7 protein-coding genes are annotated in these 12,873 nt (G+C 55.1%); all 7 read right to left on the bottom strand.

From position 1 onward, the window contains the following. Nucleotides 1–12: 12 nt before the first annotated feature. Nucleotides 13–2,376, bottom strand: a complete 2,364-nt coding sequence (locus ACMXD4_RS00460; protein WP_415879542.1) for a penicillin acylase family protein — start codon at nt 2,374–2,376, stop codon at nt 13–15. Between the two features lie 247 nt (nt 2,377–2,623). Then, nucleotides 2,624–4,183: a SulP family inorganic anion transporter gene (locus ACMXD4_RS00455; RefSeq protein WP_101053743.1), complete on the bottom strand. Its 1,560-nt coding sequence runs from the start codon at nt 4,181–4,183 to the stop codon at nt 2,624–2,626. A 32-nt stretch (nt 4,184–4,215) separates the two neighbouring features. Next, nucleotides 4,216–4,848 (bottom strand): carbonate dehydratase, encoded by a 633-nt coding sequence (gene can, locus ACMXD4_RS00450; RefSeq protein WP_101053740.1) that lies wholly within the window; start codon nt 4,846–4,848, stop codon nt 4,216–4,218. A 148-nt stretch (nt 4,849–4,996) separates the two neighbouring features. Then, nucleotides 4,997–6,568, bottom strand: a complete 1,572-nt coding sequence (locus ACMXD4_RS00445) for a complex I subunit 4 family protein (RefSeq protein ID WP_415879541.1) — start codon at nt 6,566–6,568, stop codon at nt 4,997–4,999. Continuing rightward, nucleotides 6,561–8,102 (bottom strand): complex I subunit 4 family protein, encoded by a 1,542-nt coding sequence (locus ACMXD4_RS00440; protein ID WP_415879540.1) that lies wholly within the window; start codon nt 8,100–8,102, stop codon nt 6,561–6,563. The genes ACMXD4_RS00445 and ACMXD4_RS00440 overlap by 8 nt, the downstream gene beginning before the upstream one ends. Continuing rightward, the gene (locus ACMXD4_RS00435; protein ID WP_415879539.1) at nt 8,099–9,670 is read right to left on the bottom strand and encodes a proton-conducting transporter membrane subunit; all 1,572 of its coding nucleotides are present in this window, start codon (nt 9,668–9,670) and stop codon (nt 8,099–8,101) included. Before ACMXD4_RS00435 ends, ACMXD4_RS00440 begins: the two co-directional genes overlap by 4 nt. Before the next feature lie 2 nt (nt 9,671–9,672). Further along, a complete protein-coding gene (locus tag ACMXD4_RS00430; protein WP_415879538.1) occupies nt 9,673–12,873 on the bottom strand; it encodes a DUF2309 domain-containing protein in 3,201 nt (1,066 codons plus the stop codon).

Below are 12,873 nucleotides of genomic sequence, written 5' to 3'. Positions count from 1 at the left end.
GCGTGGCTACCGTCACCTCGGCACAAAATGCAACACATCCCCAGCCGCCGCCGACTTCATTGGCAAGGCCACGCCATCCCGCCAATAATCCTGCTGGTCGCGGTAATGTGCCGATAGAGGGTGGCCGGACTGGCCGCCCGGCATGTGGAACAGGGCGTTTTCCGGGTGCGACGGCGACAGCACCAGCCGTTCGCTGGCGCCATGGGCGTTGTCCATGACCTTGACGCAAACGCTGGCGCAGCCGTCGCTGTCGAAGGCGGGCATGTCCAGCACGCCGCTCAAAGCAGACGCCACTTTGCTGAACGGGTGGCGTAAATTAACCGGGTGGGTCATGCCCCAGGTCAGTTGATTGGGCTCGACAGCAGGATATTTCTCACGCAGCGCTTGCACGGTTTGCCGCAAGGTTGCCACGATCATCGCCTGCCAATCGTCTTGATAACGCGGGTTCAGCACGCCTTTGGGCCGTTGCGTCAATAATTGCCGCAGCGGCGTTTCCATTTCCCGCCAGGCGTAACGAAATTGCGGGTCCAGCCTTTGGCCGGCCGCCACCACTTTTTCAAACACTGCGCCGGCCAGGCGGGTGCGGAATTCACTCAAGATTGGCGCGCCTATGCTGCCGGTTTTCATGTAACCGTCCCATGCGGCGATGGCGTTGCGGGCTTTTTGCAAGCTGTCGTCCGCCGCGCTCGGATTGCTCAGAGCGTCCAGCGCCAATTGCTGGTAAAACGCCAGAATTTCACTGCGGGTATCCAATTGGATTGCCAGCAAATCCGGCTCGGTCAGGCCGTCGCGATTTTTCAGCAACTCTTCAATCCGGTGCGCCCGATAGCTCAAGGACCAGTTATGGCCGATCACATAGGGGTAATCCCGCCCCAGAGTACGATTGTTGGCTGTGACGATAAAACCGTCCGCCGGATCGAACAGGCGCGGCAATTCATCGGGAGGGATAGAACCATCCCAAGCAAGCTTGCCGTCGGCCCACGACTGGCTGATCAGGCCGTCGAATCCGCGGCGTTTGGGGAAGCGGCCCATGTAAGTCCAGGCGATATGGCCGTCACGATCAGCAATCACTACGTTCTGCGGCGGTCCGCCGAATCGATTCATCACCGCCATGGCTTGCTGGGTATTACGGGCTTGGTCCATATCCATCAGGCCCAGGTCCACAAAGTGCGGTTCCAGCGCAGTCCATTTGATCACCACGGGTTGGCCCAGCAAGTCCTGATCGGACACCGGTCCCCACTCGCTGTCGCGTAAGGTCAGCGTCACGTCAGGTTCGCCTTTAACCCGAATGGTTTCCTGGTGTTCGGTGAACGCTTGCCAGCCCTGCGGGGTGCGATATTGGCCGGGATGGGCGGGATCAGTTTCCAGGCGGATCAAATCCAGAAAGTCGCCGGTGACATTGGTAAAGCCCCAGGCCACATCATCGTTGCCACCCAGGATTACGGCAGGAGCACCAGGTAAGGTCACGCCGTAAATATGGCGATTGCCATAACTCAGATCGGCGCGGTACCAGATGTTGGGCACATTTAGCGCCAAGTGCATATCGCTGGCGATCATCGCCCGGCCATCGCGGGTTTTGCTGCCGGCAACCACCCAGTTGTTGGACCCGGATACCACGTTTTCGGCATCGACCGCTTGATTGAGGGCCAACGTTGAATCGGTGCCGGGCAGGCTGGCCAGTGCGGCAAGCGGGATTGACGGATTAAAGCGGCGCGGTAGGCTACCGCCGATTAATTCCTTGGCGTAGGGATCGGTATCGGGCGTCAAGAAAGTCACCAGCTCCTGAGGCAGCGCGTGGGCCATGACGCTGACCATGCGCTCGTCCTGTTCCTGGCCGTTCAGGGTTTGAAACATCGCCAACTCGACGAGGATGCTGTCTTCGGGACGCCAAGGCTCGGGGCGGTGGCGTAGCACCAGAAACTCCGGAGGCAGAATACGGGCAGTGCCGATGAATTGATTCACGCCGTCGACATAAGCTTGCAGCGTCAAACGCTGAGCCGGGGGCAAATCGGCAACGATGCGTTGCGCGGCGCGATCCATTTGATAGACACGTTGCTTGCGGTCCGCGTCCAGTGCCTTGGCGCCGAACAATTCGGCCAGGCGCCCGGCGCTTTTGCGGCGCATCAATTCCATCTGAAACAATCGGTCGCGAGCATGCAAGTAGCCCAGCACGCGATAGGCGTCTTCCCGCCGGGTTGCTTCGATGTCCGGCACACCGAAGGTATCGCTTTTGACGCTGGCTTGACTGGAAAGGCCAGGTAAAACCACTTCGCCATTTTCGGCGGGTAGCGATGCCAGCAACAGCCCTGTCACCAAAGCAATTCCACCGACAATAACACCGGCAATCGACAGGGAGGCAACGCGCATTTTGGACATGGTTGATATAGCCTCGTGGAGATTGGAAAAATTGGCGCGGAGAAAGTCGCCAACTGCCCAGGCTATTATAGGGCTAAGATTTCAAAAGGTGATTGAGCGGATTTTTAGCAAAGCGGAGTTTAGCAATTAGACTCCGCTAGCAAAAACATTCGAAATTCATGCGTCAAAAAATCGGTTTCGGCACGGCGTTTTCCGAAACCGATTAACAACTTTCGATGGGTAGTGGCTTAAAGTAGCCGGTTATGCATCAGTGGGCGGACGAAGACACGTCGCAAGAGACGCTAAAGCCCTGGATTTCCACATTAATACCGCGGTCCGGCGCGGCCAGCAGAAAATCCGCGATGGTTTCAATGATGTCTTGATCGATGAACAACGCTTTGGAGCCGTCAATCAGCAATTCGCAGTCATCGGTTACGGCAGATAGATGCTTACGTAGCAAGGCTTTATTCAAGAAAGAGACATCTTTATGTAAGCGCAACAAATAATGATCGCCGTGCTGAGTCAAGGTAATCGCTGCGTGGAAGTTGGCTTTCAAGACGAAGTAGAATCCAGCCGCCATACCAATCGCGATACCCAACAACAGGTCAGTGAATAAAATCGCCACCACGGTAATCGCAAAAGGCGCGAACTGATTCCAGCCCTTCCGATAAAACTCCACGAACAGTGCCGGCTTCGCCAGTTTGTAGCCGGTTTGCAGCAGAATTGCCGCCAAACAGGCTAACGGAATCATATTCAAATATTTCGCAAAAAACAGCACACTGACCAATAGCAAAACGCCGTGTAAGAATGACGCGATTCTGGTCTGGCCGCCGGCATTGATATTGGCCGAACTACGTACGATCACGGCGGTAATTGGTAGGCCGCCCATCAAGCCGCTGACCATGTTGCCCAGGCCCTGCGCTTTCAGCTCCCGATTGGTCGGCGCAACCCGTTTGTGCGGGTCCAATTTATCGACCGCCTCTATGCTCAGCAAGGTTTCCAGGCTGGCGATAATCGCAATGGTCACCGCCACGCTGTAAATTTTCGGGTTACTGAAATAACTGAAATCCGGTAGACGCAATTGGTTGATAAAGTTGGCGGCACTGCCCAACTCGGGAAGCGACACCAAGTGCTTTTCGCCAATCATCATTTCCGGGGCAAAACGCACTGCCAGAGCGTTGAAACCGACACCCCAAATCACCGCCAGCAACGGACCGGGAATTAACTTTAAAAGCTTGAACTGCTTGATAAACCCGGAATCCCAGATCACCAAAATCAATAGTGCCACGGCACTGACGATGGTAACGCCGGGGGTAATCGCTTCCAAGGCCTCGGACAATTCGAAGAAGCTGGATTCAGCGCTCTCCTGCATATAACTTTCATCGCCTTCGAAGCTGGTATCGTAACCGGTGGCATGCGGCGTTTGCTTGATAATCAAAATCAAACCAATCGCCGCCAGCATGCCTTTAATCACCGAAGCCGGAAAAAATGCGCCAATTACCCCGGCTTTTAAATAGCCCAGAATTATTTGCAAGCCGCCTGCCAGCACCACGCTGAGTAAAAAACCACCAAAGCCGCCCAAGGTTTCGATGGCTTCGAAGACGATAACCGTCAATCCGGCTGCCGGTCCGGAAACGCTTAATTGCGAGCCACTGGCCCAGGAAACCAGAATGCCGCCCACCAAGCCGGCGATAATGCCGGAGAACAACGGCGCACCGGAGGCTAGCGCAACCCCCAGGCATAACGGTAAAGCCACCAGAAAGACCACGATACCGGCCGGTAAGTCCTGGTGCAGATGTTTCATATAAGAATTCAATTGCGATGTCATTGGTTTACCCAGTCGTTGCGAAAATCCGGATGCTAGTCGGCATAGCGGTAAATCGGATTGATTTGCGTGTTATGGTCGAGCTTGATCAGTTCATTAATCAAACCGTCGTTCAGGCCGTATACCCAGCCGTGTAAAGTGGGTTTGTGCCCGTGTTTCCAGGCCGACTGAATAATCGAGGTATGCGCCAGACGATAAACTTGCTCGATGATATTCAGCTCGATCAGGCGATCGGTTTTTTTCTCCGGCGCAATAGACTCAAGCTCTTCCTGATGCAAACGGTAGACATCTTTAATATGCAGCAGCCATTTATTGGTGATAACCAGATCGGATTTTTGCGGCTGCAAGGCCGCTTTCACGCCGCCGCAGCCGTAATGGCCGCAAACGATAACATGCTTAACTTTTAAGACGGAAATGGCGTATTGCAAGACGCTCAGGCAATTGAAATCGGTGACGATGACCTGATTGGCAATATTGCGATGCACAAAAATCTCGCCGGGCTTGGCGTTGACGACGGTCTCCGCGGGCACCCGGCTATCCGAGCAGCCTATCCATAAAAAGTCGGGCCTTTGCTCTTTGGCCAACTGGACAAAAAAATCAGGATCTTTCCTACTGACTTCTTCCGACCAGGCTTTGTTTTCCAGCAGTAATTTCGTGGGTGTAATCATAATGGGTGTCCTTATTTTCTATCACTATGCGTTCTGGAGCGGATCCGGAACGGGTTGTTCAAAAGAATGTGTCTTTACTGGCAATACTATATCGAATCGAAACTACATGGCAATTGCTTTACGCTTTAAATCTGGGTTAAAGCAAAATTTATATTGAACCATCGCTCAGCGCGCCTGAAATTGTGGTTCTCTGCGTGAGTATGGATGTTGGTGCCGCCCGCGGAGCCACCACGCTTAAGCGCTGCCACCAGGACTGCACACTGGTTTCTTGCCAGGACAACAGCCATTGCGGATACAGACCTATCACCAATACCAGCAGCGCCGGCACGACCAGCAATGCCAACTCGCGTGGGCGCAGATCCTGTACTTTGACTACGCTGTTGTGCACAAGCGGGCCGAAGAATGCCCGTCTGACAAAACCCAACAGATACGCCGCGCCCAAAACCGCGCCAAACAAAGCCACCATCGCCAGTGCCGGATAAGCCTGCAATGCGCCGAGTATCATCAGCAATTCCGCGGGGAAGCCATTGGTGCCGGGCACGCCGATACTGGATAGCGCAAACACGAAAAATAGCGTAGTTAAGCGCGGCATGGGTTTGGCCAAGCCGCCGAGATGAACCAGATCGTTGCTACCCAAGCGTTGCTGGATCATGCCGGCGATCAACATCAGGCTGCCGGCGACTATACCGAAATTCAGCAACTGCATGACCGCACCTTGTAAACCTTGCAAATTAAAAGCGGCGATACCAACGATGACCAGGCCGACATGGCTAATGCTGGAATAAGCCAGCAAACGGCGCAGATTGGTTTGCTGCAACGCGATCAAGGCGCCGTAAATCAGCGTCACCGCACCCAGTATCGCCAACAGCCAGCGATGTTCCAAGGCGGCTTGCGGCGCCAGCGGTATCGCAAAACGAATGATGCCGTAAACGCCCAGTTTCAAACCGACCAGCAAGGCGCTCAGAAAAGTCGGCGCCTCAATGGCAGTGGTCGGCAGCCAGGTATGAAACGGCAGCAGCGGCGCTTTCACCGCAAACCCCAAAAACAGCAGCAGAAAGATCAGACCCTGCGCCGACTCGGATATCGGCGTGTTGAGTAAAACCGGCAAACTGAAAGCCAAATCCTGCGGAATGGTCCCGCCGTTAGCCTGCGCGTGATTAATCGCCAGCAAAATAATCCCGAACAACAAGGGCACGCCGCCGAATAACATATACAAGGTATATTTCATCGCCGCGTACCGTCGCTCTGCGCCTACGCCCCATAACCCGATCAAGAAAAAAATCGGCGGCAAGGTCAGCTCCCAAAACAGGAAGAATAAGGCCAGGTCCAATGCGGTAAATACACCGATAGTTACGCTCTCCAGCGCTAGCATCAATGCCAACTGAAAGCGGTTTAACTGCCGCACGCTGTTCCAGCCGGCCAACAAAGCCATCAGGGTCAGCAAGGCCGTCATCGGCAAAAACAGGATCGAGATACCGTCCACGCCGAGTTGATAGTGAATATTCAGGCCCGGTATCCAGGCATAGTCTTCCAGCAACTGAAAATCGCCGCGTGCACTATCGAAAACCCCAGCCGCCGCGACGGAAAACAACAATTCCACAACGGCTACCAACAAAGCGCCGCGCTTGGCTAACTGGGTATCCTGGATGAACGCCAGCGATAAGGCCCCCAACAAGGGCCAGACCAGACAGAGGGACAGCAAAGGAAAACTATCAGTCATGGTGCGGGCCGTTCATGTGGTGACTGTGATGTTCCGGATAATGTTCGCCGATTTCCTTGGCTTCCTGATCGATATATTTCAGCCAGGGCGTGGTGTAAAAACCGGTGCCGATCAGCAGGCCGCAGATGGTCACAGCGATAATCCGCTCCTTAACCACCGGATGGTGGACGCTGCCGTAAGGCTGAACAATGCGTTTGGCATGAGCAATAAACAGCCTTTGAAACGCCCACAACAGAAAGGCCGCCCCCAGCACGTTACCCAGCAAAATCGCGATGGCGATGTACCAGCCGTGTTCCTCAATGGTGCCTTCTATCAGTAGATGCGCCGCATCGAAACCCGGCGTGCCGGGCATGACCATGGTGCTGAGCGCGGAAATCAAAAACAGCAAGGCTATGGTCGAATTGGTCTCGAACAGTCCGCCCAAACGCGGCAGGAAGGAAGTACGGGTACGTTCGTAAATCAAGCCGATGCTGAACAGCATGCCGGCTGTCGCCAACCCATAAGCTATCGACAGCAGAATGCTGCCTTCCAAGGCAAAATCGTTGAAGGAGAACACGCCTATCGCCAACATGCCGGTATGACTGATCACCGCAAACGCCAACAGCCGGCGCATATTGATTTGCATCAGCGCCAGCAGGGCGCCGTAAAAAATCCCGATCAAGCCCAAATCGACGACAAAATGCACCCATTGCTCGGCCGCACCCGGCACTAGCGGCAGGATGAAGCGGATCAAGGCGTAGATGCCTAGCTTTAAACCGGTGAGAAAAATCGCCGCGCTGGCGGCGGTGCCGTGCTCCGCCAGCAACGGTAACCAGGCATGAAACGGAAACAACGGCATGCGGATCGCAAAACCGAAAAACAGCAGGATAAAGATCAGGGTTTCGTTGGGAATCGCCAGATTGTGATGTTTTAGGGTCAACCAATCGAAACTCAAATCCAAACCATTTTGCGCCAAACCATAGCTCAGCAACACAAAGCCGGCCAGACTCATCGCCAAACCGGACAGCCAGTATTGCAAGACCGATTTCACCACCTGATTGCGCTGCTTACCGGTACCGGCAAATACCGTTAATAACACCACCGGCACCAGTTCCAGCAAACACCAGAACCAGAATTGCAGCGTATTCAGCGCCGCGAATGCGCCGATTAATATACCTTGGTAGGCCAGCAGGCAGGCGATGAACAAGCGGTCGTTGCGATGCCGCGTGATCAAGGTATAGACCAGCGCCAGCAAGCCTAAAATTGCCGTCAGTGGAATGAACAGAATATTGGTACCGTCCACGCCAACCCGATAGTTCATGCCCAATAGTTGAAAATGTTCGGCAAGATGTAGCCCAGGGGTTTCCGAGTCGAATATCAGCAACAGATAAATACTCAGCAATACGTTCAGCAATGCGCCGGCAAAAGCCAGCCGCACGCTATAAATCGGCTTGGCAAACACCACCGCTAACATGGCCAGCAAAGGCACCAGCGTCATCAAGGTCAATAGCGGTACCGCCGCCACTGCCTGCCAGAAAACAATAGGGGTATTCATCGGTATCCCAGCGCTACCATCAAGGTGATCAACACAAACAACGCCAGATAGCGCGGCTGTAACAATAATTGTTCGAAACGGTTGGCAGCCTGACCCAGGCGCCGGCCAAATCGAATCGAATCGCGGCCGATGCCGCGCAGAATGAAGTGATATTCAAACCAGTTCAGCAAGGCTGCGGTCCATTCCGCCAATTTGCCGGCCAGACCGCTGCCTTGAGCGAAGCTGTCTTCCTGGCTATCCAGGTTGGCGCCCATTTTTTGCTCTTCCCATTGCGCCAAGGACGACACCGCTTTGATAGCCGGTGCCGGCGCGCCCAAGGCAGGATCGACGATGTGCTCGTCGATGTAGCGCGCATCCTTGGCCAGGCGCATAACCGGTTTCACCAACAACCAATCCATGGCCGGCTCCAGCCAGCCGCGCTGCAAGGAAGCGATAAAGGCCCAGCGGCAATTTGCCAGCGCCGGCGCCACCGGTCGAATCGGTTGTCCGTGGGTGTTGTGCAAGATGGACGGCGCGGTTAGCAGCAAATAGCACCGCACTACCGCATGCGCACCCAGATGCCAGGCCGCCAAAGTCCAAAATCCCAAACCGCATTCGACAAACATCAAGCCCAGTTGCGCGGAAGTGGCAAAGATTTGCGAGCTTTTAATATCGGTCTGGCTCAAGCCTACCCAATAACTGTAAATTGCCGTCAGTGCGCCAACCACCGTCAACACCAGCATGGCCAGCGGTACCTGCATGAACAGGGGCTGCAATTGAATCATCAAAAACACGCCGGCATGGATCATCGCCCCGCCGTAGAAAATAGCGCTGGACGGCGTTGGCCCTTCCATTGCCCGCGCCAGCCAGGGCGTGAACGGAATCTGCGCAGATTTGGCGCATGCCGCCACGGCAAAACTCAGGGCCAGCAAGGTAGCATCGCCCGCTTCCAGATCGGCCGCGCTGCTGTTGATGGTTTGCCAATCGGCGTTTTCCAACCAGGCCAGGGCCAGACCGATTGCCAAAATAAAACCGCCGTCGCCGATGCGGTTGGTCACAAATACGCGGGTGGCGTTATGCGCGGCGATGGGTCTGTCGTAGGCGTAAGCAATCAGCCAGTAAGAACAAACCCCGGCCATCTCCCAGGCGACAAAGGTAAACACCGCGTTGCCGGACAACACCAACAGCAGCATGGCCGCCGCAAATAGATTCAGGATGAAAAAAAAGCGGTGGAAGCCGGCCTCGCGGTGCAGGTAATTCACCGAGAAACGCAACGCAACCAGCAATAGCAAGGAAAACAGACTCGCCAAAGCCAGATTGAAACCGCCGGTAGTCAGTTTGTAATCTATGATCAGCGAACCGCTGCGCAGCCAGGTACCGTATGAGACTGAGTCGGGAAGCTGGCCGGATAAATCAGCTATCAATAAGCTTAAGGCGGTCAACACCGATAGGCTGATAGCCGTTAAAGCCAGCCGAGCCGTAGTTTTCTCGCCGGCCTCGCCATCGATAATCCGGCAAAAATGCAGGCTGCCGATCAGCAGCGCGGCCAGCAACGGAAACAAGGGAATCAGGGTTGCGTAGGCCGCCATACTCAGACAACTCCCATTGGACCGGGCTGTTTGATCAGCATAGGCGCCACCGGCTGGGTTTCGTCTCGGTAACAATCCGGCGAGTTATCCCGTAGCGGCAGTTCAATGTTGTCGGGTTGCCAACGCACGAAGCCGACACCGCGTTGAAACACAAATATCTCGCCGCTGTCCGGATCTTTGGCACTGAGATGCACCCAACCGCCGCCGATCAATTCCCGCAGGCTTTCTTGCCTTCCGTAAATCTGCTCCAACACTGTGGTTTTCGCCTCGACAATAATTTGCAAACGCATGGCCTCGTGAATCTCGATCATCTGCCTTGGTAAGCCGGTGCGCAAGTCGCTACCGGCACCTTCCATCACCGCACAGAAGCCAGTCAGATTGTGCGGCACTTTCGAACCGCAACCCAGCCGTTCGTTATTCACGGTGGAAAAATAATATTCCAGGTTGATGCCGGCCCCGACCGGACCGACCGCCAGCAAAATGCCTTCCAGCACTGTACCTTCCGGGTCCTGGCTCGGATCGTAGGAAATCAAAAACAGGCGACGGTCAAAAAATGCACCTTGCGTTAAAGAGCGTCTACCGACCAGTGCCGCGGCGTTGGTGGCATGGCCCAACTCCGGCCGAGCCTGGGAAAAATCGGCAGCGCGATTTAGAAAATGCCGTAACGCTTGCTTGGGCTCCGGCCGACGCGGCGCGGACGCCAAACGCCGGCAGCGCTCGTGAGCCGACATGCACTGCGCGTGTTGCATCTGCTGCATAAATTTGTTGAAGGCCGGTTGGCGCTCCTGCGGCACGGCGGTGCTGTCATACCAAGTGATGTCTTCGTCGCAGGTATTGTGTTCGGCGCCGATGAACCAGGTGTCGGCTGGAATGACGATCCCGCGCTCGGCCAGTAATTGCCTGACTTCTGGCCGGTTTGCCATTGCCGCGAACAGCCGGGCATTGGGTCCGCCGTGCCGGCCACTGCAGGCGCCGCAATCGTATGCGGATAAATGCGGATTGTTTTGGCTCATCGAACCATGGCCCATCAATACGACCAATTCGGCAAAGCCGTAAGTCAGGCCGGTATTACGCAAAAATCCGGCAATTCGGTCGGCTTGCTCCTGGTCGGTAAAGCCTAATCTGGGCTGTTGGGGCGAGGCCGGTGTCTCAGGGTTACCAGCGGTAAAATGCAATTGCGATGGCACGTCGGGTGCGATGCCTTTCGCCACCGCAGCCAGCAACTGCTGCTGCGTTTTGGGAATGAAACTTTTCGCCAGCAACCCGAGCAACGTAAGCGGTGCCATGGTATTAATCACCGGATAGGCAAGCAGCGTATCGCGGCGCAAACCGTGCTGAAGCAAATCGGCAAGCCGTTGCTTTAGATTGCGGCCTTGCCGGCGCCGGGCCAAGGCTTTTTCCTGGCCGGGTTGACTGCATTCCTGAACGTTATGTGCCGGTACGACCACCACCGGACAAAGGGCCGTCAATTTGCTATCGTCGAGGCCTTGATAATTCATCGGTACGCCAAAAAAACCGGCGGCTCCCAGCGTTTCGATAGCCGGATTAAGTTCTTCCAAGTGACGGCGGATGCCTTCCTCGCGATCATCCATGCAAAACACGATTTGTGCTGCGGGGCGGTTGTCTCGTTGCGCCCAGCGCCCGCGATTATGATTGGCGTGCAGGGCTTGCAGCAGCGCTTGTTGATAGTGGCGTTCGTAGGCGTTCAGCCAAATATTGCTGCGATCCGCCTCGCTGAAAGTGTCGATGACGGCCAAGCAATCCAACAGTGGGGCCTGCTCTGAACGCTGCACGTCGCTGGCGGTTAATCCAAGCAATTGGCAAAGGCGAAACAAGCGCCAACCCTGGTTATAAATACTGAGGGCTGAGGGAGCCAACGGACTAAGTTGCCAGGTCCAGATCCGTTCGGCCACGGTCTGCCAGACCTGTTTGTCCCGCGCCGAATCTTTCAGTAAAGCCTGTGACACAAGCGCCAGATACTCCGGCAATTGGCCTTGAAACAAAGTGAGCCTGACCGAAAACTCGGCCAGGTTTTTCGAAAAATAACCGCGGAGTTTGTCCAGTTGCGCCTCGCAACCCCATTGCTGCCTGCATAGCTGTTCTGCGTACAGCCGATCCAGAATCAAGCGTATCGCCAGATAATCGGCCAATAGGGGTTGGGTGGCGTCATCCGCTTGATAATCGGGATGAGTTTGCCGCCAGTTGATCAAACCCGACCAACCCGGTAGTTCGAGGGCTAGCCTTTGCAGATAGCCAACCCAGCGGGATTCTGGGATTTTCAGTGCTATCAGCTCTTGCGCAATCGCATCTATGGGTTCGGCAGGTAATGCTCCCGTAACCGTTTGCCAATTATGTAGTTCCTGAAAAACCGGCTGGGCATCGTAGATCAAACTCTCACGCCAGGCTTCGTACAAACCCAGTTCTTGGCGCTTGGGCAATCGCCAGGCCGCCAGGCCTTCATCCAATAACGATGCGCATAAACGAATCAATTGCGGACGCACCGAGTCCAGAATATCCTCGCCGGTCAACGCCAATAGCAAGCCGCGTAAGGTCAAACTGCCGCCGACCCGTGCAAAAAGGCTTTCCAGGCTCTCCATGCAAGATTGGCGCATCTGCTGTTCCGCACCGGCATTCGCCGCATCCGGCAGCCATTGCCGGATTTGCTCGGCGGACAAATCCAGCAAATCTTCCGGATGCAAATTCTGCATTTGCAAACCAAGCTTGGCGAGCAAACCATCCCATAAATCGGCAGCCTTTTCGCCGTTGCTTAACATATTCTCCAACACCCGGAGTTCGCGCACTTGCCAATCGAATTGCGCAGGCTTCAGGGCCGCCAAATCGTGCAGCAAGGCCAGTCGGTAAAGCATGTGTTGCGTGATGGTTTTGCCATTGACCTTGAAAATCTCGGTGTCCAGCGCATCAGCAAACTGCCGCGCCAACGCAGCATCAATATCGTCATCGGCTATCCGGCCTTGCGCATAAAACTCGCGAAACTGTTCGGCCGGCAGGTAGCAACTGATACCCGTCAATTCGGTAAAGTCCGCCAGCGCTTGTTCGAACGGCAGGTGTTGAAAACCATGCAAGGTATTGTGATGCACAAAATCGTGAATCGGCGCCTGTCCCGGCAGCACATGATCCAGGTGATGGATCGCGTCTATGATGATGTCGCGCTGGGAAGCGATATTTGATAAGGAATCGTGCAT

This window comes from Methylomonas sp. TEB (genome assembly GCF_047777895.1).
Lineage (GTDB): Bacteria > Pseudomonadota > Gammaproteobacteria > Methylococcales > Methylomonadaceae > Methylomonas.
This window is presented reverse-complemented; position numbering and strand designations above follow the sequence as displayed.

Bases quoted from the DNA above. Each gene is read 5' to 3' on its own strand.
- ACMXD4_RS00460 (WP_415879542.1), bottom strand. From the start codon at position 2,376: ATGTCCAAAATGCGCGTTGCCTCCCTGTCGATTGCCGGTGTTATTGTC.
- ACMXD4_RS00455 (WP_101053743.1), bottom strand. From the start codon at position 4,183: ATGACATCGCAATTGAATTCTTATATGAAACATCTGCACCAGGACTTA.
- can (WP_101053740.1), bottom strand. From the start codon at position 4,848: ATGATTACACCCACGAAATTACTGCTGGAAAACAAAGCCTGGTCGGAA.
- ACMXD4_RS00445 (WP_415879541.1), bottom strand. From the start codon at position 6,568: ATGACTGATAGTTTTCCTTTGCTGTCCCTCTGTCTGGTCTGGCCCTTG.
- ACMXD4_RS00440 (WP_415879540.1), bottom strand. From the start codon at position 8,102: ATGAATACCCCTATTGTTTTCTGGCAGGCAGTGGCGGCGGTACCGCTA.
- ACMXD4_RS00435 (WP_415879539.1), bottom strand. From the start codon at position 9,670: ATGGCGGCCTACGCAACCCTGATTCCCTTGTTTCCGTTGCTGGCCGCG.
- ACMXD4_RS00430 (WP_415879538.1), bottom strand. From the start codon at position 12,873: ATGCACGATTCCTTATCAAATATCGCTTCCCAGCGCGACATCATCATA.